Source organism: Rhizobium sp. BR 315 (assembly GCF_050577975.1).
GTDB lineage: Bacteria > Pseudomonadota > Alphaproteobacteria > Rhizobiales > Rhizobiaceae > Rhizobium > Rhizobium miluonense.
In genome coordinates this window covers 88,853-111,053 of sequence record NZ_JARWKZ010000019.1, presented here as the reverse complement: position 1 = coordinate 111,053, position 22,201 = coordinate 88,853, and the positions used below count along the sequence as shown (strand labels likewise).

22 protein-coding genes are annotated in these 22,201 nt (G+C 59.2%); 17 read left to right on the top strand and 5 right to left on the bottom strand.

The genetic code is table 11. From position 1 onward, the window contains the following. Positions 1 to 240: 240 nt before the first annotated feature. Positions 241 to 873: an outer membrane protein gene (locus QD409_RS19270; protein WP_430763378.1), complete on the bottom strand. Its 633-nt coding sequence runs from the start codon at positions 871 to 873 to the stop codon at positions 241 to 243. A gap of 365 nt (positions 874 to 1,238) precedes the next feature. Here QD409_RS19270 and QD409_RS19265 point away from each other — a divergent pair, with 365 nt between their 5' ends. The 5 genes from QD409_RS19265 (at position 1,239) to QD409_RS19245 (ending at position 5,567) form a co-directional block, all read left to right on the top strand. Further along, positions 1,239 to 2,006, top strand: coding sequence for an SDR family oxidoreductase (locus tag QD409_RS19265; RefSeq protein ID WP_430763377.1), 768 nt, complete (start codon positions 1,239 to 1,241; stop codon positions 2,004 to 2,006). Continuing rightward, a complete protein-coding gene (uvrC, locus tag QD409_RS19260) occupies positions 2,003 to 4,045 on the top strand; it encodes an excinuclease ABC subunit UvrC (protein ID WP_430763376.1) in 2,043 nt (680 codons plus the stop codon). Before QD409_RS19265 ends, uvrC begins: the two co-directional genes overlap by 4 nt. Positions 4,046 to 4,250: 205 nt before the next feature. Next, the gene (pgsA, locus tag QD409_RS19255) at positions 4,251 to 4,838 is read left to right on the top strand and encodes a CDP-diacylglycerol--glycerol-3-phosphate 3-phosphatidyltransferase (RefSeq protein ID WP_004122205.1); all 588 of its coding nucleotides are present in this window, start codon (positions 4,251 to 4,253) and stop codon (positions 4,836 to 4,838) included. Next, complete coding sequence (gene moaD / locus QD409_RS19250) at positions 4,838 to 5,092, top strand: molybdopterin converting factor subunit 1 (RefSeq protein WP_092856745.1); 255 nt, start codon at positions 4,838 to 4,840, stop codon at positions 5,090 to 5,092. The genes pgsA and moaD overlap by 1 nt, the downstream gene beginning before the upstream one ends. A 4-nt stretch (positions 5,093 to 5,096) precedes the next feature. After that, the gene (locus tag QD409_RS19245) at positions 5,097 to 5,567 is read left to right on the top strand and encodes a molybdenum cofactor biosynthesis protein MoaE (RefSeq protein WP_092856742.1); all 471 of its coding nucleotides are present in this window, start codon (positions 5,097 to 5,099) and stop codon (positions 5,565 to 5,567) included. A 3-nt stretch (positions 5,568 to 5,570) separates the two neighbouring features. On the opposite strand, the gene QD409_RS19240 is transcribed toward QD409_RS19245, so the two are convergent. Continuing rightward, on the bottom strand, positions 5,571 to 6,467 hold the full coding sequence (locus QD409_RS19240) for a branched-chain amino acid ABC transporter permease (RefSeq protein WP_430763375.1): 897 nt from the start codon (positions 6,465 to 6,467) through the stop codon (positions 5,571 to 5,573). A gap of 66 nt (positions 6,468 to 6,533) precedes the next feature. Here QD409_RS19240 and QD409_RS19235 point away from each other — a divergent pair, with 66 nt between their 5' ends. Both QD409_RS19235 and QD409_RS19230 read left to right on the top strand, forming a co-directional pair. Beyond that, the gene (locus QD409_RS19235; RefSeq protein WP_092856736.1) at positions 6,534 to 7,082 is read left to right on the top strand and encodes a CGNR zinc finger domain-containing protein; all 549 of its coding nucleotides are present in this window, start codon (positions 6,534 to 6,536) and stop codon (positions 7,080 to 7,082) included. Then, positions 7,079 to 7,600, top strand: a complete 522-nt coding sequence (locus QD409_RS19230; protein WP_430763374.1) for a hypothetical protein — start codon at positions 7,079 to 7,081, stop codon at positions 7,598 to 7,600. Before QD409_RS19235 ends, QD409_RS19230 begins: the two co-directional genes overlap by 4 nt. 73 nt (positions 7,601 to 7,673) lie before the next feature. Here the strand turns inward: QD409_RS19230 and ndk are convergent, their stop codons facing one another. Further along, positions 7,674 to 8,096: a nucleoside-diphosphate kinase gene (ndk, locus tag QD409_RS19225; protein WP_004122188.1), complete on the bottom strand. Its 423-nt coding sequence runs from the start codon at positions 8,094 to 8,096 to the stop codon at positions 7,674 to 7,676. A 191-nt stretch (positions 8,097 to 8,287) separates the two neighbouring features. Here ndk and QD409_RS19220 point away from each other — a divergent pair, with 191 nt between their 5' ends. From QD409_RS19220 to QD409_RS19195, 6 genes are all read left to right on the top strand, one after another. Then, complete coding sequence (locus QD409_RS19220; RefSeq protein ID WP_430763373.1) at positions 8,288 to 8,797, top strand: DinB family protein; 510 nt, start codon at positions 8,288 to 8,290, stop codon at positions 8,795 to 8,797. A gap of 156 nt (positions 8,798 to 8,953) precedes the next feature. Further along, positions 8,954 to 9,454, top strand: coding sequence for a hypothetical protein (locus QD409_RS19215; RefSeq protein WP_430763372.1), 501 nt, complete (start codon positions 8,954 to 8,956; stop codon positions 9,452 to 9,454). Positions 9,455 to 9,502: 48 nt separating this feature from the next. Beyond that, positions 9,503 to 11,392, top strand: coding sequence for an ABC-F family ATP-binding cassette domain-containing protein (locus tag QD409_RS19210; protein WP_430763371.1), 1,890 nt, complete (start codon positions 9,503 to 9,505; stop codon positions 11,390 to 11,392). 106 nt (positions 11,393 to 11,498) lie between these two features. After that, positions 11,499 to 12,389 carry a polysaccharide deacetylase family protein gene (locus QD409_RS19205; protein ID WP_092851622.1) on the top strand — a complete coding sequence of 297 codons (891 nt, stop codon included), beginning with the start codon at positions 11,499 to 11,501 and terminating at the stop codon, positions 12,387 to 12,389. Between the two features lie 322 nt (positions 12,390 to 12,711). Then, a complete protein-coding gene (locus tag QD409_RS19200; protein ID WP_430763370.1) occupies positions 12,712 to 13,635 on the top strand; it encodes a Gfo/Idh/MocA family protein in 924 nt (307 codons plus the stop codon). 76 nt (positions 13,636 to 13,711) lie between these two features. Continuing rightward, positions 13,712 to 14,257 (top strand): GrpB family protein, encoded by a 546-nt coding sequence (locus tag QD409_RS19195; RefSeq protein ID WP_430763369.1) that lies wholly within the window; start codon positions 13,712 to 13,714, stop codon positions 14,255 to 14,257. A gap of 134 nt (positions 14,258 to 14,391) precedes the next feature. On the opposite strand, the gene QD409_RS19190 is transcribed toward QD409_RS19195, so the two are convergent. Continuing rightward, positions 14,392 to 14,841 (bottom strand): DNA polymerase III subunit chi, encoded by a 450-nt coding sequence (locus tag QD409_RS19190; RefSeq protein ID WP_430763368.1) that lies wholly within the window; start codon positions 14,839 to 14,841, stop codon positions 14,392 to 14,394. Positions 14,842 to 14,873: 32 nt separating this feature from the next. Further along, a complete protein-coding gene (locus tag QD409_RS19185) occupies positions 14,874 to 16,370 on the bottom strand; it encodes a leucyl aminopeptidase (RefSeq protein WP_430763367.1) in 1,497 nt (498 codons plus the stop codon). Between the two features lie 205 nt (positions 16,371 to 16,575). On the opposite strand from QD409_RS19185, the gene QD409_RS19180 reads away from it, so the two are divergent. The 4 genes from QD409_RS19180 (at position 16,576) to QD409_RS19165 (ending at position 22,096) form a co-directional block, all read left to right on the top strand. Continuing rightward, on the top strand, positions 16,576 to 17,358 hold the full coding sequence (locus tag QD409_RS19180; RefSeq protein WP_430763366.1) for a phosphatase PAP2 family protein: 783 nt from the start codon (positions 16,576 to 16,578) through the stop codon (positions 17,356 to 17,358). A gap of 102 nt (positions 17,359 to 17,460) precedes the next feature. Next, positions 17,461 to 18,639, top strand: a complete 1,179-nt coding sequence (locus QD409_RS19175) for an LptF/LptG family permease (protein ID WP_430763365.1) — start codon at positions 17,461 to 17,463, stop codon at positions 18,637 to 18,639. After that, positions 18,636 to 19,721 carry an LPS export ABC transporter permease LptG gene (lptG, locus tag QD409_RS19170; RefSeq protein ID WP_430763364.1) on the top strand — a complete coding sequence of 362 codons (1,086 nt, stop codon included), beginning with the start codon at positions 18,636 to 18,638 and terminating at the stop codon, positions 19,719 to 19,721. Before QD409_RS19175 ends, lptG begins: the two co-directional genes overlap by 4 nt. Then, entirely contained in the window at positions 19,721 to 22,096 is a 2,376-nt protein-coding gene (locus tag QD409_RS19165; RefSeq protein WP_092851596.1) for an LPS-assembly protein LptD, read from the top strand. The genes lptG and QD409_RS19165 overlap by 1 nt, the downstream gene beginning before the upstream one ends. Positions 22,097 to 22,201: the final 105 nt, after the last annotated feature.

Sequence of the window (22,201 nt, the reverse complement as noted above, 5' to 3'; positions counted from 1 at the left end):
GGCCGGCGACGCGATCATGGATGAACGAGAAGTCGATCACCGCGTCGATCTTGCGAAGCAGGTGATCCCGGGGCACCAGACTGTCGAGCGTCACCATCTCGAGAGCCGTCTGTTCGGGAGCGGGTTTCTTCAACATGTCCCAGTGAATCATAAACCCCCAGCCAAGGCCAGGGGTTTGTCAGCAATCTGGGCCCCGCCGATCGGCAGGGCCTTTTGTATTTGGTCTGTGCCTGCAGATGATCAGAACTTGACGCCGATACCGACCTTGACGCTCTGCTCGTCGAAGCCGCGCGAGAAGCTGCCCGAGTCGAGGTTGAAGGTCTTCTTGCCGTAGTCGGTGTAACGGTACTCGAGACGAGCCGTGATGTTGTTGGTGATGAAGGTTTCAGCACCTGCACCGACCGTGTAGCCAACAGCCGTCTTGCTTTCAGACGAAGTAGCGTCTTCGAGCTTGTTCTGGCCGATTGCCAGACCGGCCGTGCCGTACAGCATGAACGGGTTGAAGTCGTAACCGATGCGGCCGCGAACCGAGCCGTTGACGCCGTTCTTGGCGGTCAGGCCGTTACGGCTCGTTTCGGAGTCAGCGTAACCGAGGTCAGCTTCAACACCGTATACGATCTGGCCCTGCTGCCAGTTGTAGCCGGTGAAGGCACCACCGCCGAAGGCGTAGCTATTGCCGGTGCGGTTGAAGTGACCTTTGTTCCAGTCGCCTTCGCCACCGATGTAGAAGCCGGACCAGTTGTTGACGGCCGGAGCTGCTTCCTGGGCGACGGGCGGCTGCGGAATCTGCTCAACTGCATCGGCAGCGTGAGCTGCAGTGAAACCGCCGAGGGCGAAAGCGGAGACCATGAGGGTCGTTACGAGAGTACGCATACTTTTCTCCTTTCAGTCCCGTGAGCTTCGTTTACTGTCTTTGACTTCGAAGCGTCACGAGCAATTAAAAAACACATCCCTCCCGGATCGAGGTTGAAATTGAATGGCAAATGAGGAATTGGAAGAGCCAAAATATGATTTCATTGTGGCACAGACATGGCTGAATTTCGATGTTGCTTCACCGCAACATATGAATTATTAACCATAACCAATGGTTAAAGCGTGTATACTTATTTTAATCTAAATATACTTTAAGTTTTACATATGTGATCTCAAGAACGCCACTTGCAGAAGCATCTTTTCATATGGTGTATCCACGCCCTATATGATCATCGATTGGGTAACGATGAGCAAAAGGCGATCTCTTGAGCCAGGAAAAACTACGCGCCGCATTGATAACGGGCGCGTCCAAAAGAATAGGCCGGGCCATCGCCGAGGATTTGTCGGCGAATGGCTTCGTCGTGGCCCTGCACGCCAACAACTCCTTCGACGAGGCTGCAGAAATTGTGGCGAAATTGCAGCAAAAGGGCAAAAAGGCGATTGCGATCAAGGCCGATCTGCAAAATTTGGGCGAGACATCAACCCTTGTCGAAAAGGTCACCGAGGCGCTCGGCCCGCTTGATCTGCTGGTCAATAATGCCTCGGCCTTCCTCGGCGATTCTGCCGACCGCTTCGACGCCGAAGCCTTCGAGGCGCATTTCGCGGTGCATGTCCGCGCGCCGTCGATTCTGGCTGCCGATTTCGTGCGGCAGCTTCCCGAGCCCCATTTGGGGCTGATCGTCAATATCATCGACCAGCGGGTCTGGGCGCTCACTCCGCGCTTCTATTCCTATACCTTGTCAAAAGCCGCACTCTGGGCGGCTACGCAGACGATGGCGCAGAGCTTCGCTCCCCGCATCCGTGTCAATGCGATCGGTCCCGGCCCAACCGTGCGCAGCGTGCGGCAGACGGAAGAGGACTTTCAAGCGCAGATCGACGGCCTCATATTGAAGGCGGCGCCGGGGCTCGAAGAATTCGGCCGCACCGTCCGCTTTCTTTTTGACACGCCCTCGATCACGGGCCAAATGATAGCGCTCGACGGCGGCCAGCATCTTGCCTGGGAAACGCCTGATGTGGCGGAGAGTGCGGAATGAATGGACGAAAGCTGCCCGACGGCGGCATTCTCTACGACGAATCAGAGGATATCGAAGACGACATCGAAGTGGAGGGCGATGCCGCCGCCGCCCCTGTCACGCCCGTCGACTGGAACGAAGGCGGCAAGAACGAGACCGGACTTCGCGGCGCGGAGCTGATCGCCGAATTCGTCAAGCGGCTGCCGAACAATCCCGGCGTCTATCGCATGTTCAACGAAGCCGGCGACGTACTTTATGTCGGCAAGGCGCGGAACCTGAAGAAGCGCGTCGCCAATTATGCGATGGGCCGGGTACATTCCAACCGCATCGCCCGCATGGTCCGCGAAACCGCCAATATGGAGTTCGTGACCACGCGCACGGAGACAGAAGCGCTGCTGTTGGAAGCGAATCTGATCAAGCGCTTGCGGCCACGCTTCAATGTGCTGCTGCGCGATGACAAGTCGTTTCCTTACATTCTGATCACAGGCGATCAGCGCGCGCCGGCCATTTTCAAGCATCGAGGCGCCCGCGCCCGCAAGGGCGATTATTTCGGCCCCTTCGCGTCGGCGGGCGCCGTCGGTCGCACCATCAATTCGTTGCAGCGCGCCTTCCTGATCCGCACCTGCGCCGACAGCGTCTTTGAGACGCGCACCCGGCCCTGTCTGCTCTACCAGATCAAGCGCTGTTCCGGGCCCTGCACGCATGAGATCAGCGATGCAGGCTATGCGGAACTGGTGCAGGAGGCTAAGGACTTCCTTTCCGGCAAGAGCCAGAACGTCAAGGCTCATATGGCCGAGGCGATGAATGCTGCCGCCGAGGATCTCGATTTCGAGCGCGCCGCCGTCTTTCGCGACCGGCTGGCGGCACTGTCGCATGTGCAGAGCCACCAGGGCATCAATCCTGCCGGCGTCGAGGAAGCCGATGTCTTCGCCATCCATCACGAGGGCGGCATCTCCTGCATTCAGGTCTTCTTCTTCCGCACAGGCCAGAACTGGGGCAACCGCGCCTATTTCCCGAAAGCCGATCCGTCTCTCTCGGGCGCCGAAGTGCTGAATGCCTTCCTGGCGCAGTTCTATGACGACAAGCCGGTGCCGCGGCAGATCCTGCTGTCGGAAACGGTCGAGGAAATCGAGCTTTTGGCCGCCGCTTTCAGCGAAAAGGCCGGCCACAAGGTCGCGATCCTCGTGCCGCAGCGCGGCGAAAAGCGCGATCTGGTCGATCATGTCGTTGCCAATGCCCGCGAGGCACATGGCCGCAAGCTTGCGGAGACGGCTTCGCAATCGCGGCTGCTCGAAGGGTTCAAGGAAACATTCCAGCTTCCCTACGTGCCGCAGCGCATCGAGATCTACGACAACTCCCACATAATGGGTACGAATGCCGTCGGCGGCATGGTTGTGGCCGGGCCGGAAGGCTTCGTCAAAGGCCAGTATCGCAAGTTCAACATCAAATCGACCGACATCACGCCGGGCGACGACTTCGGCATGATGCGCGAGGTCATGACGCGCCGCTTCTCCCGCCTGCTGAAGGAAGAAGGCAAGCCCGACCGAAGCGCGGCTGCGGAGGCTTCCGGCACCAATGCGGTCGATCAGCCCTTCCCGGCTTGGCCCGATATCATCCTCATCGACGGCGGCCAGGGGCAGATGACGGCCGTGCGCGCCATTCTCGAGGAACTGGGAATCACCGACAGCGTTATCGCCATCGGCGTCGCCAAGGGTGTCGACCGTGACGCCGGGCGCGAGCGCTTCTTCGCTCCTTCGCGCGAAAGCTTCACGCTGCCGCCGCGCGATCCGGTACTCTATTTCATCCAGCGCATGCGCGACGAAGCCCACCGCTTTGCCATCGGCTCCCATCGCGCCCGGCGCAAGAAGGAGATGGTGAAGAACCCGCTCGACGAGATCGGCGGCATCGGCCCTTCGCGCAAGCGGGCATTGCTGCAGCATTTCGGCACCGCCAAGGCCGTCTCGCGCGCCGCGCTCTCCGATCTGATGGCCGTGGAAGGCATATCGGAGGGTGTGGCTCGGCAGGTCTATAACCATTTTCATGAAGACGCCGCGAAATAGAAAATCCCGGTCGCAAATTCCACGCAATAGCGGTGAAAAAACAGAAACAATGTTGACCATAAGCTAGTCAAACCATCATCTAAGTGTGACCCCAAAAAGTGCGAAGCGGTTTTTGGGGTCACACGCAATCAAGTGACGCGACCGGGATGAGACGTAACAATGGCTCATCGGGCTCGGTCGGGACAACCGAAACGAAATGATTTCTATGGCTTCGCGCGCTTACAGCATTCCTAACCTGCTCACCTACGGCCGCATTCTCTGCGTACCCCTGATCGTTCTGTGCTTTTTCATCGAGGGCAAGCTGGAAGGTTCCGATTTCGCGCGCTGGGTCGCACTCTGGATCTTCGTCATCGCCTCGCTTACCGATTTCCTCGATGGCTACCTCGCGCGCATCTGGAACCAGACCTCGAATATCGGACGCATGCTCGATCCGATCGCCGACAAGCTGCTGGTCTCTGCGATCCTGCTTTTGGTCGCCGCCGACGGCACCATTGCCGGCTGGTCGCTCTGGGCCGCCATCATCATCCTCTGCCGCGAAATCCTGGTCTCGGGCTTGCGCGAATATCTGGCGGCCCTAAAGGTCAGCGTTCCCGTGACGCGCATCGCGAAATGGAAGACGACCGCCCAGCTCGTGGCTATCGCCTTCCTTCTGGCTGGGCCGGCGGGCGACAAGGTGCTACCCTATACGACGGAGATGGGCATCGGCCTGCTCTGGATCGCGGCGCTGCTGACCATCTACACCGGCTACGATTATTTCCGCGCCGGGCTGAAGCATGTCGTGGATGAAGAATAATGACCAAGCTCGTCTATTTCGCCTGGGTGCGTGAGCGGATCGGCAAAACGGAAGAGGAGATTTCCCTTCCCGCCGATGTCGTGACCGTCGGCGATCTTCTGAGTCATTTGAAGAGTTTGGGAGAGGAATACGAGGCAGCGCTTCAATTCCCCGAGGCGATCCGCGTGGCCATCAACATGGAACATGCCGATCACGACGAGCCTGTCGCCGGAGCGCGGGAGATCGGGCTCTTCCCTCCGATGACCGGGGGGTGAGCTGATGAGCGTACAGCCGCTTGTCCGCGTTCAACGCGAGGATTTCGATCTTCAGGTGGAGATCGACCGGCTGACCGACGGCCGGCATGACATCGGCGCGGTCGTTACTTTCTCGGGGCTCTGCCGCGACGAAGGCGGCACGCTGGGCGCCCTTGAGCTCGAACACTATCCCGGCATGGCGGAGGCGGAGATCGCCCGCATCGCCAATCTCGCGATCGAGCGCTTCGAGCTTCTCGGCCTGTCGGCCATCCATCGCTACGGCAAGATTGCGCCCGGCGAGAACATCGTGCTCGTCATTGCCGCGGCGTCGCATCGGCAGGCCGCCTTCGACGGCGCCAATTTCGTCATGGATTTCCTGAAAACCTCCGCTCCCTTCTGGAAAAAAGAACATGGCAGCGACGGTGCGCAAGGCGGCTGGGTTTCGGCTAGGGATGCCGACGATGCGGCGCGCGCCAAATGGGCCGGCGACAAATAGGCTTCAGGGCACAACCCTTTCGCGCCGGCTTAGCACCAGCAAGAGCACGAGCAGCGAGAATATGACGAAGTCGCGCCACAGGAACGGGCCGTAAGCGCCCCACATGGTCTCGGAGAGGCCAAGGAGCGCTGCCCCGCCCGCCGACTTCAAGGGGTCGGAATAACCACCGACCGCTGCGACCATCAGCACCTTGAGCCCGAACATCAGCCCTGCCCCGAAATCCATCGTTCCGTAGTAGGACGTGGCCAGCAGCCCGCAGATGGTCGCAACCAGCGCGGAAGCGACATAGGCCAGCAGGAAGACACGGTTAGCGCTCGTGCCGCAGAGTTCGGCGGCGAATGCGTCATCGGTCACCGCCCGCCAGATGCGCCCCCAGCCGGTGCATCTAAGGACATAGGCGCCTGCAAGGATAACGAGGATCATCAGCGCTGTATTGAGCAGCTGGATTTCGGTCAGCGTTACCCGGAAATCGCCGCTATCCCAGAAGACGATCGCTTCGTTCAGGAATGGCGGCAACCAGATGCTGCGCGTATTCGAAGCCAAGCGCGCCGTCTCCATCAGGATGATCATCATGCCGAGCGCGGCGACGATGACGGTATTCGGCGACTTGCGCGACAAAGGCAACATGATCGCGCGGCCGACGAGGAAGCTCGTACCCAGCGTATAGCCGACGGCGACAACCGCGCCGAAGGTGAAGGCGGCCGGCAGGATCAGATACATTCTCGTGTAGCCGACATCGGTGAAGAGTACGAGCATTTGGCCGGCGAAGGCGAAGAGCGCGCCATAGGTGATGTCGGCCCGCTTCATCACCCCGAACGCGATGGAATAGCCAAAGGCCAGTGCCGCATAGAGCGCGGCGAGTGGAACGGCATTCGCCAATTGCTGCAGAAGATAGGCCATCCGCCCCTCCGAGGAACGTGTAAATAGTAACTGGCAAAATCAATTTTACCAGTTATAATTTTGGTCATGAGCTTTTCCTGGACCCCGCATCGTTTTTCCGGAGGCGCACTGGCGCTCGATGTCGCTAACAGCGTGATCCTGCGCCACGACGACGAGCGCCGGACCGATCGTTTCGCGGCAACAGGACAAATGGACAGCTTTCCGAAAGCGGCCGCCAATTTCTGCGCCGAGCGGGCGCTTTTCGGCGATATCCTGCCGGTGCAGCGGGAAAACAGGGCCGACTTCATCACGATGCGCGAGACGATCGACCGTTACTTCCGGGCGCGCGTTCTGGGCGAGGCCGCAGAGCTGCTGCTTGCCGATCTGCTTGCCGCATTGGCGAAGGTCCTGAAGCGCGCCGCAGCCGATGGGCTCGATGCCGCGACGGTGCATTCGACGCTGCGGCTCATCGCCATGCCCGATCCCGAACGAATGAAAATATGCCGCAACTGCGGCTGGCTCTTCATCGACCGCAGCAAGAACAAAAGCCGCGCCTGGTGCGATATGGCGGTCTGCGGCAACCGCGCCAAGGCCAGCCGGCACTACCGGCGCAAGAAGGAGGAGACTGCACCATGACGATGCGAAGGATCATGCTGACGACGATCGGCGCAGGAATAGTCGCCGGCCTAGCGCTGGCCGGCTGCCAGAGGAAGGACGATCAAGGTCCGACTGAGCTCACCGGACGCATCTTCGTGTTCAATTACCGCGTGGCGAGCGCGACCTACATGATCACCCTAAAGAAGATCGCCCCGATCCCCGAAGGCACGACGGCGGTTGCGGAATTCGAAAATCCGGCAGGCGGCGATCCGCTTGTCGTCCACCAGAAGATCTATTCCTTTTGGGACAAGATCACCCTGGAAAGCCCCGATCTGCACTGCGTGCGCAAGGACCGCCCCTATTCCGTTTCGATCAAGCTGGTGGATGCGAGCGATAAGACCATCCAGACGCTCAAGACCGAAGTCAAATCCGATCTCGACCAGACCGTGCTGCCGACAAAGCCGCTCGTCGTCGGCCCGGTCTACACCGCCAATCCCGATGTCTTCAAGAGTGACGGCAGCGTCGATTACGGGCACGATACCGCTTGCCCGGCATGAAAAAAGCCGGGATGCGATCCCGGCTTTCTCTGCGTCAATTCAAGTCGTTCAGCGCGAGTGCTGAGAGGCCGATTCAGCCGACGATTTCCGTTTCGGAGAACCAGTAGGCGATTTCGACGGCAGCCGTTTCCGGAGCATCCGAGCCGTGAACGGAGTTTTCGCCGATCGACAGGGCGAAGGTCTTGCGGATCGTGCCTTCGTCAGCATTGGCCGGGTTGGTGGCGCCCATGATTTCGCGGTTCTTCAGGATGGCGTTTTCGCCTTCCAGGACCTGAACGATGGTCGGGCCGGAGGTCATGCCTTCAACGAGCTCGCCGAAGAACGGACGTTCCTTGTGAACGGCGTAGAAGCCTTCGGCTTCGCGCTTGCTCATCCAGACGCGCTTGGAGGCGATGACGCGCAGGCCGTTGTCTTCAAAAACCTTGGTGATGGCGCCAGTCAGGTTGCGCTTCGTCGCATCCGGCTTAATCATCGAGAAAGTACGTTCAATCGCCATGGGTCCGTTCCTTGTAATCAGAGAAAAGTGGGCGGTGTTTACCTGCCTCAAAGCCCGAAAACAAGGGGGATCGCCCAATTTCACGCCGCTGTCACAGTCGGAGCGGCCGATTCGCGATGGGCCCAGTACCGCTGCGAAGGTTTATTGGCAAACTTGGCGACAACATCGTCACACCATGGAGGAGAAGCCATATGCTCAAACATTTCAGGATGCTCGCCGATTACAATCGCTGGGCCAATGTTCAGGTCTACAACGCGGCAGCTGATCTCAGCGATGCCGAATTTAACGAAAACCGCGGCGCCTTCTTCGGTTCGCTCCACGGAACGCTGAACCATCTGCTGATAGCGGACCGGTTGTGGATGCACCGTTTCAACGGCGCCGGCGAAGTGCCGGCATCACTTGATGTCGTCCTGCATTACGATCTCGAAGGGCTTCACGCAGCGCGCGAGGCAGAGGATCGAAACATCATCGCCTGGGTGGAAACGCTCGATGCCGATGCTCTCGCCGCCGACATCACCTATACCTCGATCCTGCGACCGGGCGCCATTACCGTTCCCCTCCATGTGGCGGTATCACATATGTTCAACCACCACACCCACCACCGTGGTCAATGCCACATGATCTTGACATCCATGGGCAAACCTTCGCTGGTCCTTGACCTCCTCCACTTCCTGCGCAGCGAAGGACGGCACTGGATGTAAGCCAGAGGCGAGCTTACATTTCGCCTCTTCGCTCAAGCGTTGATCACATGCCTCATTTTGTTGCGATGCAGCGTGAATAGGCCGTTTTGTTCATGTTCCCTTAACCTGGGGGCCTGCAGATTGACGAGATATATCAGATCACGGTCATGAGCAGGCATGAAGAACTCGCAGACAGGCGTTTCGGCATATTCCATCGACGGCGATGAAACGGAAACCGAGCTCGAGATCATCGGCCGCTTCATGACGCAGCTGAAGGTGAAAAACCTGCCGCGCAACTACCAGCTCTTTCATGAGGCGCTTTACGGACAGGACAGAGGTCTTGCCGAAGAGATCGAGGCACTCGGCTCCCTTCCCCCGCAAAGCGGGCTCGACGAGATCGGCCTGAAACATCGCCTCGTCAGCCATTGCGGACTGGTGGCGCGGAAATCCGAAAGCGACGCGGCGGAAATGCTGCGCGAAGTTGCGGATCAACTGGCCAAAGGGCTGATGAAGAAGCAGCATTTCGCCCGCGAGGTCGAAAGATCGCCAAAGGTCAGCGCTACTCTCGACAACCTCAACGCATCCCTCAGCAATCTGATGCTCTATGAGACGGAGCTGACGGAGAGGCTCAAGACCTGCGCGAAGCCGCAAAAGCCGGCGCGCAGCACGAACGCCTGAACGCTTTCGACTCTTGCCTTCGGCGCCGAGTTCGGCCAAAACCGCGCCATGATTTCGATTTCAGACCTTTCCGCCCGCATTGCCGGCCGCCTTCTCATCGACCATGCCAGCGTGACGCTTCCGGCGGGCACGAAGGCCGGCCTTGTCGGCAAGAATGGTGCCGGCAAATCCACGCTGTTCAGGATCATCACCGGCGATTTCGCTGCCGAAAGCGGCTCGGTCTCGATCCCGCGCAACGCCCGCATCGGCCAGGTCGCGCAGGAAGCGCCCGGCACCGAGGAGCCGCTGATCGATATCGTGCTGGCAGCCGACAAGGAACGTGCGGCGCTGCTCGTGGAAGCCGAAACGGCGACCGACCCGCATCGCATCGCCGATATCCAGACCCGGCTGGCCGATATCGGCGCCCATTCGGCCGAAGCGCGCGCCGCCAGCATCCTTGCCGGCCTCGGCTTCGACCACGAGGCGCAGAAGCGCCCGGCCTCCTCATTCTCGGGCGGCTGGCGCATGCGCGTGGCGCTCGCAGCCGTCTTGTTTTCCGAGCCGGATCTGCTGCTGCTCGACGAACCGACGAACTATCTCGACCTTGAAGGCACGCTGTGGCTGGAGGATTACATCCGCCGCTACCCGCATACGGTCATCATCATCTCGCACGACCGCGACCTCCTGAACACGGCGGTCAATTCCATCGTCCATCTCGACCAGAAGAAGCTCACCTTCTATCGTGGCTCCTACGATCAATTCGAGCGGCAGAAGGCCGAGGCCGACGAACTGCAGACGAAAGCCAAAGCGAAGAACGACGCTGCACGCAAGCATCTGCAGAGCTTCATCGACCGTTTCAAAGCCAAGGCAACGAAGGCGCGACAGGCGCAATCGCGCGTCAAGGCATTGGAACGGATGGGGACTGTTGCCGCCGTCATCGAAGATCATGTGATGGGCTTCAGCTTTCCGGAACCCGAGAAGCAGCCTGCCTCACCCATCATCGCAGTCAGCGGCGGTGCCGTCGGCTATGAGCCTGAAAAGCCGATCCTGAAGCGCCTGAACCTACGCATCGATGCCGATGACCGCATTGCCCTGCTCGGCTCGAACGGCAACGGTAAATCAACCTTCGCGAAATTCATCTCCGGCCGGCTCGATGCCGAGAGCGGCGATGTGAAGCTGGCGCCGAGCCTGAAGATCGGCTTCTTCGCCCAGCATCAGCTCGATGACCTCGTGCCAAACCAGACGGCCGTCGAGCATGTGCGCCGCCGCATGCCCGAAACTCCGGAAGCGAAGGTGCGCGCCCGCGTCGCGCAGATGGGGCTGGCGACAGAGAAGATGGACACGCAGGTCAAGGATCTCTCCGGTGGCGAGAAGGCTCGCCTGCTGATGGGCCTTGCCGCCTTCGACGCACCGAACCTGCTGATCCTCGACGAACCGACGAACCATCTGGATATCGACAGCCGCAACGCGCTGATCCAGGCGCTGAACGACTATCCCGGCGCCGTCATTCTCATTTCGCACGACCGCCATCTGATCGAGGCGACGGTCGACCGGCTGTGGCTGGTGCGCGACGGCACGGTTTCGAACTTCGACGGCGACCTCGAAGACTATCGCAGCCTCGTCGTTGCAAGCCCGAAGCCGAGGGACGACAAGGCCAAGGCGAACGGCAGCGACGATTCCGTTTCCAAGGCGGATCAGCGCAAGCTCAATGCCGACCGCCGCGCCTCGCTGGCGCCGCTCAAGAAAAAGATCAACGAAATCGAATCCTTGACCGGCAAGCTTGAAAAACTGATTCAGGCGCTTGATGCGGAACTTGCGGATCCCGCCCTTTACGAGAAGGCGCCCGCCAAGGCTGCGGAGAAGGCAAAGCAGCGCTCTGACGCGGCTGAAAAGCTCGCCACTGCGGAGGAACAATGGCTGGAGCTTTCATCGGAATATGAAAGCGCGATGGCCGGTTGATCTCAGTGAATTCTCAGCGGTTCCGAGACAGATCCTAACCGATCATTAACCATAATTACGGAAAGTGCGCTCAACCTTCATTGACATTGAGTGTTGAGCGATTCCCATGAACTACCGTGTTTTACTGGCTGGCCTAGCCGTGTCCCTGGCCTTGGGAGGCTGCGCGTCGAAGCCGGCCACCGACGCATCGCTCAAGACCGGCTATGCGGCCGAGGAGCCGCGGCACAAGCCGCTGAAAGCCAACGATCCCGTCGATATGGAGCCGAAGAAATGGCTCGTCGCCGATCTGGAGACGCGCGAGCTGGAAAGCATGAACGGCCCTCACAGCCTCGCCGGCCGAACGCTGGAAGTCGCTTCGCTCAAGGACATCAGGCTTGCCGACAAGGAAATCATCCTGACCTTCGATGATGGCCCTGCCCCCGGCAAGACGGACCGCATTCTCGCCGCGCTCGACAAGTTCGGCGTCAAGGCTGCCTTCATGATGGTCGGGGAAATGGCGCAAGCCCATCCGGCAACCGCGCGCGAGGTTCTCGCGCATGGCGACGCGATCGGCAGCCATACCTTCCGCCATCCCGATCTCGACAAGATGACCTTCGACGCAGCCATGACCGAGATCGCCCGCGGCAAGGACGCCGTGACCAAGGCGATCGGCACGGACGTGCCCTTTTTCCGCTTTCCCTATCTGGCCGACTCCAAGCGCTTGCGCAACGCTATCGCCGCCCGCGACATGATCGTCATGGATGTGGATATCGACAGCAAGGATTATTTCAGCTCGACGCCTGCTGCGGTGGTGGATCGAACCATGAAGCAACTCCATCAGCGCGGTCGCGGTATCGTTCTGATGCACGATATCCACCAGCGCACGGTCAGGATGCTGCCTGTTCTCCTGAGCCGTCTCGAAAAAGAAGGCTACAAGGTCGTTACGTTGAAATACAAGAGCAAGCCGACCCCAGCATCCAGTCTTGTCGCCCAGGCCGAAACCACAATGGTGCGTTGAGGCGGATCACCGCCTCAAGACTGCATGAGAGATACAGCCTCGGAAGCATGGTTACCTCCAAGGCCATATTTTGTTTTGGGCACAGACGTTACCGTCATCCACGGCACCTCGCTCCCGCTGCCCATGCATCGTCGTCTCGAACGCGGGGACGGCCGCTCACTCTCTGCAATTTGTCGCCGAAAAGGTGCTCCAGTCGAAGAGGCACAGATGATGTCGGGCTTCGATGCGGAGTGCGCGACCGCATTTGCGATGAACCGCCCTTGCCCATCGGCGCTATTCTGATAAAGATCGGATCAATAATCATACTAATCGAGAGACACCCATGTCCCCCATCAAGCTCGCTATTGTCGGCGTCGGCAAGATCGTCCGTGATCAGCATCTTCCGTCTATCGCGAATAATCCGGATTTCGAGCTGACCGCCACGGCAAGCCGCCATGGTACGGTCGAAGGCATTCCGTCTTTCACGACCATCGAAGCCATGCTCGATGCCGTGCCAGCAATCGACGCGGTCTCGCTCTGCATGCCGCCGCAATATCGTTACGAAGCGGCCTATAAGGCACTCTCGGCCGGCAAGCATGTTTTCCTGGAAAAGCCGCCGGGCGCGACCTTGAGCGAAGTGGCGGATCTTGAAAATCTCGCAAAGGCAAAGGGTGTTTCTCTCTTTGCAAGCTGGCATTCGCGCTATGCGCCCGCAGTGGAAGCTGCCAAGGCTTTCCTTGCCGGCACGACCATCCGCAGCGCCCATGTGATCTGGAAGGAAGATGTCCGCCATTGGCATCCGAACCAGGAATGGATCTGGCAGGCCGGCGGCCTTGGCGTCTTCGATCCCGGCATCAACGCGCTGTCGATCGTCACCCATATCCTGCCGCCGCTCTTCCTGACCGGCGCGACCTTGGAATTTCCGGAGAACCGCGACTCGCCGATCGCCGCCGACCTTCACTTCAAGAGCGGAGCGGGCCTTCCCGTCCATGCCGAATTCGACTGGCGCCAGACCGGCAAGCAGAGCTGGGACATCGTCGCCGAGACGGATGCTGGCCAGATGGTTCTTGCCGAGGGCGGCTCCAAGCTTTCGGTCAACGGCGAACCGACCTTCTCCGCGCTGGAAGCCGAATATCCTTCGCTCTACCGCCGTTTCGCCGAGATCGTCAAAGCCGGCACTTCGGATGTCGATGTTTCGCCATTGCGGCACGTCGCGGATGCCTTCATGCTCGGCAAGCGCAAATTCGTCGAAGCTTTTTACGATTGATAGGCATTTCCCGGTGAAGACAATTCGATCCGCAACGTGCTAGCGTAGCACATCGTCCTCATCGGAGATGATGCCTATGGCATCGGAACATGAACAATCCTTCGGGCTCGGCGTCGGCAACAAATCTGTCAAGCTCGCCGAGCCAAATCAAAGCTGGCATGAAGCCTATTTGCTGGAGGAAGCCGCCATTCGCGGCGCTCTTGGCGACCTTGTCGTCGATATCCAGCATTTCGGCAGCACCTCCATTCCGGAGATCAAAGCGAAGCCGATCATCGACATTGCGGTGGGTGTTCGACTCTTCGACGACGGCCTCGCCTGCGTCGAACCGATGGCATCCATCGGCTACGTCTACGCCGGCAGCAATATCGTTCCCGACGATCATATTTTTGGCCGTGACATCGAAGGGAACACCCGCACGCACCTGGTGCATGTGGTCGAATACGACGGCCCGACCTGGCGCAACTTCCTGATCTTTCGCGACCGGTTGCGCAAGGAACCGGAACTGGCTCATGCCTATGAGGCGCTGAAGGTCGAGCTGGCGGCAAAGTATGCCAATGATCGCGCAGCCTATACGGCGGCGAAGAAGGATTTTATCCAGAAGATCCTTTCGGAAGGCGACTAAAGCGCATCGCGATCCCTCAGATTCGCTTCTTGCGCTTTAGGCCTTTGATCTTTTGCATGTCGTTACCGCAAAACCGCGAAACACTTTTGCGCCACATGCTTTAGACTTGCCTACCCGGCAAAGCGGGAGAAGCGTTAAGCCTTCTTCTCCCAGCGACCGTCCTGCGTCTGCTGCCAATAGGTGAGAGTATGCCCCTCGCCTTTCAGGCGCTTCCATTGGGCGCGGGCGCTTTCCAGTTGCTCCTGATCATAGCCGTCGAACATCAGCACGACACGCTGGTAAGCCCCGACATCCGTCGCCTCGGCGCCATCGATGAAAAACCTCACGGTGGCGTCATTTATGTTGTCGGGAGAGACCGTCAGCAATACGGGCTGCCGCTCCGCCATCTCGCCTTCATCGGTGCCATGCGGCAGGAAACTGTCCTCACGATAGGTCCAGAGATAGGTATCGAGAAGATCGCGCCGCGCCGGCTCCCGCATCTGCACGGCGACCTGCCAGCCGCGCTCGACGCTCTTGTCGATCAGCGGTGGCAGGGCGTCTTCGAGCTTCGATTCGGTCAGGTGATAGAAGAGAACGTCTGTCATGCCGCCTCCTCTATCTCACAAAACCCGGCTGGTCACGATTCGTAGTTGGCGCGGACCAGCTCGTCGAGCAGGCGCACGCCGAAACCGGAGCCCCAGGACTGGTTGATCTCATCCTGAATAGAGCCCATGGCGGTGCCGGCAATATCGAGATGCGCCCATGCCGTTTCACCAACAAAGCGCTTCAGGAACTGCGCGGCGGTGATCGAGCCGGCGTGGCGGCCGCCGGTATTCTTCATGTCGGCAAACTTGCTGTCGATCATTTTGTCGTAGTCCTTGCCGAGCGGCATCCGCCACAGGCGCTCGTCGGTGATAAGCCCGGCCGCCGTCAATTCGTTCGCCAGCTTGTCGTCGTTGCAGAAGAGGCCTGCCTGCAGGTTGCCGAGGGCGACCAGGATGGCGCCGGTCAGGGTCGCCAGGTTGATCATGAATTGCGGCTTGAAGCGGTCATTCGTGTACCAGAGCGCATCGCAGAGCACGAGCCGGCCTTCGGCATCCGTGTTGATGATCTCGATCGTCTGGCCGGACATGGAGGTAACGATATCGCCCGGGCGCTGGGCATTGCCGTCAGGCATGTTCTCGACGAGGCCAATGACGCCGATGGCGTTGACCTTGGCCTCGCGCGCGGCGAGCGCGTGCATCAGGCCGGTAACGGCGGCGGCCCCACCCATGTCGCCCTTCATGTCCTCCATGCCGGCGGCCGGCTTGATGGAGATGCCGCCAGTGTCGAATACGACGCCCTTGCCGACGAAGGCGACCGGCCTGTCCTTGGCCTTGCCGCCCTTCCATTGCATGATTACCAGACGCGGCGGGCGGGCTGAGCCCTGCGCCACGCCGAGCAGCGCACCCATGCCGAGCCGGCGCATTTCGCGCTCCGTCAGAATTTCGACTTCGACGCCAAGCTTCTCCAACTCCTTGGCCTTAGCGGCGAACTCGACCGGGCCGAGCACGTTCGGCGGTTCGTTGACGAGGTCACGCGCAAGGATCACGCCGCCGGCAATGGCTTCGGACGCTGTAAAGAGCTTCTTGGCGGAAGTCGCATGCTGGGTGACGATCGTGACCTTCACGGCCTTGCGGGCGCCGCTCTTCTCGTCATCCTCCACCTTCTTCGTCTTGTAGGTATCGAAGCTATAGGCACGCAGCAGCATGCCCAGGGCAAAATCGGCAGCCTGCTTGGCTTCGACCTCGATGCCCGGCGCGTCGAGGAAGATGGCAACCTTTTCGACATTGCGGACCTTTCCAGCCGCGCCGCCGCCGAGCTTCAGCCAGTCATGAGCGCTCAGATCCTTCGCCTTGCCGGCACCGATGACGATGATCCGATCAACGGGCGCAGCTTCGGGAGTGATGATATCCAGACTGCTCAGCGCCTTGCCCTTGAAGCCCGATACGGGCGCGGCTCTGGCGAAAACATTGGCCGGATCGGCGCTCTCGGCGCCCGCCGGCAGGTCCCCGTCCGTGCCTTTCAGGAGGATAGCCAGACCACCGCTGAGGCGAGCCGACTTGGCGAAGGAAATCTCGAATTTCACAGACATTTCTGCTCCGATAATCACGCATGGTAATAAAGAGTACTTGCTGCAATCATCATTCAAGGTTTCGCTAGGGAATACAAGCGATTGGCGAAGCATTCCCTTGACAAGCGATTTTGACGACTTCAAATTCCGATCATTCAGCGCGGCCACACCAAAGCCACGCCGTTTCGCCGCCGCCCAGTGGCCTTATCTTTTCCGGAAAGCCATCTTGATCGTAAACTTCAACAGCTCGAACCGCGGACATCCCTTTTCCGGAATTCTGCGCCCGCGCACCGCCGGCGATGCTTTCATCACCCTCTTCTGCCTCTGGTGGGCGCTGCTTGGCCTATTTGCGCTTTTCCCACAGATCGACCTCGCTGTCGCAAACATGTTTTTCCTGCCGCAGCAGTGCCTTGCCCTTGCGAAACCCGATCAGATCTGCGGCAATTTCCCATACAGCGACGATCCGAGCATGAAGCTGCTCCGGGAGATATTCTTCCAGATTCCCTACGTCGTCGCCGCCGTGCTGGTGTGGATGCTGCTTCGATGCTGGCAGCATCACGGGGCGACCTTCAACACGCTCAGAGCCCGCAATCTCAAGGTCGCGCTCGGCTCCTTGCTGATCGGGCCGGTGCTGATCGTCAATCTCTGGCTAAAGGCCTTCTCGGGCCGTCCGCGGCCGCGGCAAACGGATCTGTTCGGCGGCACGCTCGATTTCGTGCACGCGGGATCGTTTGCCGGCAAATGTGTCAGCAACTGTTCCTTCATCTCGGGCGAGGCTGCGTCTGCGGGTTGGCTGTTTTGCCTGATCTTCATCATACCGCAGCCACTGCGTCTCACCGTGGCTCTGCCGATTACCGCCGTTTCCCTGCTGATTCCGGCGCTTAGAGTGGCGTTTGGCGCGCACTACCTCTCCGACGCCGTCCTCGGCTGGCTGTCTTCGGTCGTCGTATTCGCCGCGCTGCTGGCATTATCTCAAACGACACACAACAGAAGAATCTCGGAAAATTAACGATTTTTTTGCGAGTTGGTTGTCGCCAAAAAAACGCAAACAGCGTAGAGGAGGATGAATCTCTGTCGGCTTGCCCGGCGAGTGTTGCGTTTAAGGGCCGGCATGAAGTTATTCGAGATATATATCGTACGGCGTGCCGGTATGATGTTCCTGGTGGCCCTGCTGCCGGTGCTTGCCATTATTTGGACCACGCAGGTCCTGCAGCGCATCAATCTCGTGACCGACAGCGGCCAGTCGATGGGCTCGTTCGCGAAGCTCGCGACCCTCATTCTGCCGACCATCATTCCAATCGTTCTGCCCTTCGCTCTGGTTATCGGCATCACGCAGACGCTGACGCAAATGAACAGCGATTCCGAGCTGACGGTCATGGAAGCGGCGGGTGCCAAGCGCAGCATCATCATCCGCCCGATCATGATTCTCGCCATCGCGATCAGCGCATTCTCGTTCTTCGTCGACAATGTGGTCGAACCCAAGGCTCGCGTCGTTGCCCGCCAAATGGTGGCGGAAGCCTATGCCGACCTTCTTTCGACTGTTATCGAAGAGAAGAATTTCCGGCGTATCGAAGACGGGCTTTACGTTCAGATCTCGCAGCGCCTGTCAGGGCGTATCCTCAAGGGATTGTTCGTCGTGGATTCCCGCGACCCTGCCTTCGACCTGATCTATTATGCGAAGGAAGGCGCGGTCGATCAGAGCGGCACGTCCCTGCTGATGAGGGACGGCGAAGTTCATCGCAAGACGGCTGACGGCAGCGTTTCGGTCATCAAATTCGATTCCTATTCCTTCGATCTTTCCGACATGACTCAGAGCCGCGGCCAGGCGACCCTGCGCGCCAGCGACCGCAGCCTCGCCTTCCTGTTCAATCCGGATCCGAATGATCCGGACGTCAAAGCGCGGCCAGGCAATTATCGATCGGAACTGCATCGTCGCCTCAATGAATGGGCCTTGCCCGCCATATTTGCGCTGATCTCTCTGGTGATTGCCGGGGATGCGCGCTCGCATCGCGAAGCGCGGCTGCATCCGATGGTGTCGGCGTTGACGATCGCCTTCGCGCTGCGCTGGGCCGATTTCTATGCCGCAAACCAGATCGACAGCAATCCCAAGTTCGTCGGCGTTCTCTACGCGATCAACATCATTTCGGCTGCTGTCGCCATCGCACTGCTGTTGCGTAATCGCAAAATGACGGTGCCGCTAACGATCCGGAACCGTCTCAGCAGCTGGCGGCAGAGAATCCAGGACCGCCTGCCGACGGCGCCGGGCGGACCGAACGGGAGCGGTGCATGATTTTCAGCACGCTTGGGCGCTATTTCTTCAGTCGTTACATCATAACGACGCTCTGGTTTTTCCTGGGCGTTGTCTCGATTGTCTATCTCGTCGATTTCAGCGAGAACGCCGGCCGGCTTTCAGGGCTCCCCGGCTATACGGTTTCGCTCGGTCTGGTGATGACGGCCGTCAGGCTGCCGTTCATTTTGCAGCAGACGGTGCCGTTCATTGCACTTTTCGTCGGCATGACGGTGCTGATCGCGCTCAATCGCCGCCGCGAACTTGTCATCGCGCGCGCAGCCGGCATTTCCGTCTGGCAATTCATGACGCCGTTCATTGTGGGCGCCTTTTGCGTGGGACTGGCGACCATGCTCGCCCTCAACCCGGTCGCCGCATGGGGCCAGCGCCAGGCAGAAACGATGGAAGCGGATCTGCGCGGCGATCCTTCCTATCACAACAAGCTTTCGGTTCCGTGGCTGCGTCAATCCAGCGGCAAGGACGATACGATCATCGGCGCCAAGGCCATTCTCGACAATGGAACGACGCTGATGGGCGTCGTCTTTATCCACTTCGATTCACAGGGAAATATCGTTCTCCGCCAGGATGCGGAGTCGGCAAAATTGCAAGATGGTTACTGGCTTCTTAACGGTGTCGTCGAACGGCGACCCGGTGAAATGCCGGAGCATAAGAGTTCGGTACAGGTCCGTACGAATCTGAAACAGGATTTTGTCTCCCAGCGCCTGGCGCAGCCGGAAACCATTGCTTTTTATGATCTTTCTAATCGAATAAAGGTCGCACGCTCGTTCGGCATCTCGACCAATGCACTCGAAACGCAATTTCACTCGCTGCTGTCACAGCCTTTCCTTCTGGTGGCAATGACGCTGATCGCAGCAACTGTGTCTCTAAAATTCAGTAGATTCAACCAATCGCGCTCCGTGATTCTAGGTGGAATCCTCTCCGGCTTCGTGCTTTATGTTGTCACCGTGCTTGTAAAGGCATTCGGGAGCAGCGGAGTGGTTCCTCCCTTCGTGGCGGCATGGATACCCGTGATCGTCGCATTGGCATTCGGAGCAACGATCCTGCTTCATCAGGAGGACGGCTAGTGGCGGCAGGCAACCGCAAGAGTATCAGGAAGATTGTGGCTGCCCTTGTTACGGGCACGGCCGCATGCGCATATATTATGAGCCCAGTCGTCGTGTACGCCCAGGCCAACAACAATGGCGGTACTGGCGCTGTGACCTCTCCCATTAAGGTCAACGTGCCGGAGGGCTCCAAACTCGTCCTCTCGTCCAACGAACTGACCTATAATAAGGACGCACAGATCGTCACCGCCACCGGTGCCGTTCAGATCAACTATGGCGGCTACAGAATGGTCGCCCAGAAGGTTGAATACAATCAGAAATCCGGTCGGATGATGGCTCTCGGCAATGTCGAGCTGATCACTCCGGACGGCAATCGCATGTACGGTGACAAGATGGATGTCACCGACAGTTTTTCCGATGGCTTTGTGAACGCCCTGCGCATCGAAATGCCGGACAATACCCGTCTTGCCGCCGAAAAGGGCGAGCGGGTCGGCGGCACGCAGATGATTCTGTCGAAGGGCGTTTACACCGCCTGCATGGCCTGCTCCGAGCAGGGCCGCGCTCCGCTGTGGCAGGTCAAGGCACAGCGCGTCGTCCAGAACGGCGTCACGCATACCGTGCGTCTCGAGCATGCCCGCTTCGAGCTGTTCGGTCAGCCGATCGCCTACATCCCGTGGATCGAAGTTCCCGACAATACGGTAAAGCGCAAATCCGGCTTCCTGTTTCCGTCGGCGAGCATCTCGCAGCGCCTCGGCGTTGGCCTGAAGGTCCCTTACTACTACGTCATATCGCCCAGCATGGATGCGACGGTGACTGCCACCGGCTTCACCAACCAGGGCCTGCTGCTCGAAGGCGAGTTCCGCCAGCGTTTAGAGAACGGTACGCATGTTCTGCGCGTCGCAGGCATCGACCAGATGAATTCCAGCAAGTTCAATGCCGGCTCTAGCGATGCCGAGCATGACTTACGCGGGATGGTCTCGTCCAAGGCGGACTTCAGGATCAATCCACGCTGGACCTTCGGCTGGGACGTGATGCTGCAGAGCGACAACAACTTCTCGCGCACCTATGGCCTGGAAGGTGTCAACCAGAGCACGCACACGAACCAAGCCTACCTGACCGGCCTCGGAAAGCGCAACTATTTCGATATGCGCGCCTTCTACTACAATGTGCAAAACGCGGATGACAGCAGCATTGCCGAGAAACAGCAGGCATATGTCTATCCAAGCATCGACTATCACTATGTCGATCCGAAATCGGTTTTGGGCGGCGAGCTGTCAGCGACGATGAATTTCACGCACCTATCGCGTGACAAGACCTCCGTGCTCGACGCCACCACTGCTCTTGGCGATTCCAGCCTGAACGACCGCTATCTCGGTCTTTCCGGAAACTATACGCGTCTGAGCACTGAGCTGCAGTGGCAGCGTACCTTCACCACCGATCAAGGTCTGGTGCTGACGCCGTTGGCTGCCGCTCGAGGCGACGTCTACGGCCTCGATATGAATGCACCGGGGGCCGGCACTTATTCCGGCAACTACGACAACAACGACTATGCGACGCGCGGTATGGTCACCGCGGGTCTCGAGGCGAAATATCCGTTCCTCATTACTACGAGCAACAGCACGCATGTGTTCGAACCGATCGCACAGATTTATGTGCGGCCCGACGAGCAACTTGCCGGCCGATTGCCGAACGAGGATGCGCAGAGCTTCGTTTTCGATGCGACCAATCTGTTCGATCGTGACAAGTTCTCCGGTTTCGACCGCGTCGAAGGTGGCACGCGAGCAAACGTGGGTTGGCGCTACACAGGCAGCTTCGACAACGGCTACAAGTTGCAGCACATCTTCGGCCAGTCCTATCAGCTTGGCGGCCGCAACTCCTTCGCGACCACCGATCTTGCCGGTGTAGGGTCGGATTCTGGCCTTGAAACCACTCGATCCGACTATGTCACGATGTTCGGCTTGACGACGCCGCAGGGCATCTCGCTCGCGACGTCCTATCGCTTCGACGAAAAGGACTTTGCCTTCCGTCGTGGCGACACATCGGTCGGCTTCTCGAATGATATATTCCAGACGTCGTTGATCTACACCCATATCGCCGCTCAGCCGCAATATGGCTTCACCAGCAATCAGGACGAAATTCAGTCGCGCGCACAGGTCAAGTTCAAGGAATACTGGTCGGTCTTCGGAACGGTCAGCTATGACATCAACAGCGGTGATTTCACCCGTCAGGGTGTCGGCGTCTCATATGAGGACGAATGCACCATCTTCACCGTCTCGTTCCTGAACAAGAAGGATTCGACTGCGCAGGCCGCAAGTGACTGGTCCGTCGGCGCTCGCCTGACCTTCCGTACGCTGGGCGATGTCAACCTCGGCAACGTTCAGAACGCAACATTCTGATCGCTATAAAGATTAGATAAAGCCGGCTTCATCGCCGGCTTTATTATTTCAACGCGGGCCGCCATTCCGTTTGCGTCATTGTTTCGCCGCAAGGATTTTGCAATT

Coding starts and splice junctions, on each gene's coding strand:
- QD409_RS19270 (WP_430763378.1), bottom strand. CDS start 873: ATGCGTACTCTCGTAACGACCCTCATGGTCTCCGCTTTCGCCCTCGGC.
- uvrC (WP_430763376.1), top strand. CDS start 2,003: ATGAATGGACGAAAGCTGCCCGACGGCGGCATTCTCTACGACGAATCA.
- pgsA (WP_004122205.1), top strand. CDS start 4,251: ATGGCTTCGCGCGCTTACAGCATTCCTAACCTGCTCACCTACGGCCGC.
- moaD (WP_092856745.1), top strand. CDS start 4,838: ATGACCAAGCTCGTCTATTTCGCCTGGGTGCGTGAGCGGATCGGCAAA.
- QD409_RS19245 (WP_092856742.1), top strand. CDS start 5,097: ATGAGCGTACAGCCGCTTGTCCGCGTTCAACGCGAGGATTTCGATCTT.
- QD409_RS19240 (WP_430763375.1), bottom strand. CDS start 6,467: ATGGCCTATCTTCTGCAGCAATTGGCGAATGCCGTTCCACTCGCCGCG.
- QD409_RS19235 (WP_092856736.1), top strand. CDS start 6,534: ATGAGCTTTTCCTGGACCCCGCATCGTTTTTCCGGAGGCGCACTGGCG.
- QD409_RS19230 (WP_430763374.1), top strand. CDS start 7,079: ATGACGATGCGAAGGATCATGCTGACGACGATCGGCGCAGGAATAGTC.
- ndk (WP_004122188.1), bottom strand. CDS start 8,096: ATGGCGATTGAACGTACTTTCTCGATGATTAAGCCGGATGCGACGAAG.
- QD409_RS19220 (WP_430763373.1), top strand. CDS start 8,288: ATGCTCAAACATTTCAGGATGCTCGCCGATTACAATCGCTGGGCCAAT.
- QD409_RS19215 (WP_430763372.1), top strand. CDS start 8,954: ATGAAGAACTCGCAGACAGGCGTTTCGGCATATTCCATCGACGGCGAT.
- QD409_RS19210 (WP_430763371.1), top strand. CDS start 9,503: ATGATTTCGATTTCAGACCTTTCCGCCCGCATTGCCGGCCGCCTTCTC.
- QD409_RS19205 (WP_092851622.1), top strand. CDS start 11,499: ATGAACTACCGTGTTTTACTGGCTGGCCTAGCCGTGTCCCTGGCCTTG.
- QD409_RS19200 (WP_430763370.1), top strand. CDS start 12,712: ATGTCCCCCATCAAGCTCGCTATTGTCGGCGTCGGCAAGATCGTCCGT.
- QD409_RS19195 (WP_430763369.1), top strand. CDS start 13,712: ATGGCATCGGAACATGAACAATCCTTCGGGCTCGGCGTCGGCAACAAA.
- QD409_RS19190 (WP_430763368.1), bottom strand. CDS start 14,841: ATGACAGACGTTCTCTTCTATCACCTGACCGAATCGAAGCTCGAAGAC.
- QD409_RS19185 (WP_430763367.1), bottom strand. CDS start 16,370: ATGTCTGTGAAATTCGAGATTTCCTTCGCCAAGTCGGCTCGCCTCAGC.
- QD409_RS19175 (WP_430763365.1), top strand. CDS start 17,461: ATGAAGTTATTCGAGATATATATCGTACGGCGTGCCGGTATGATGTTC.
- lptG (WP_430763364.1), top strand. CDS start 18,636: ATGATTTTCAGCACGCTTGGGCGCTATTTCTTCAGTCGTTACATCATA.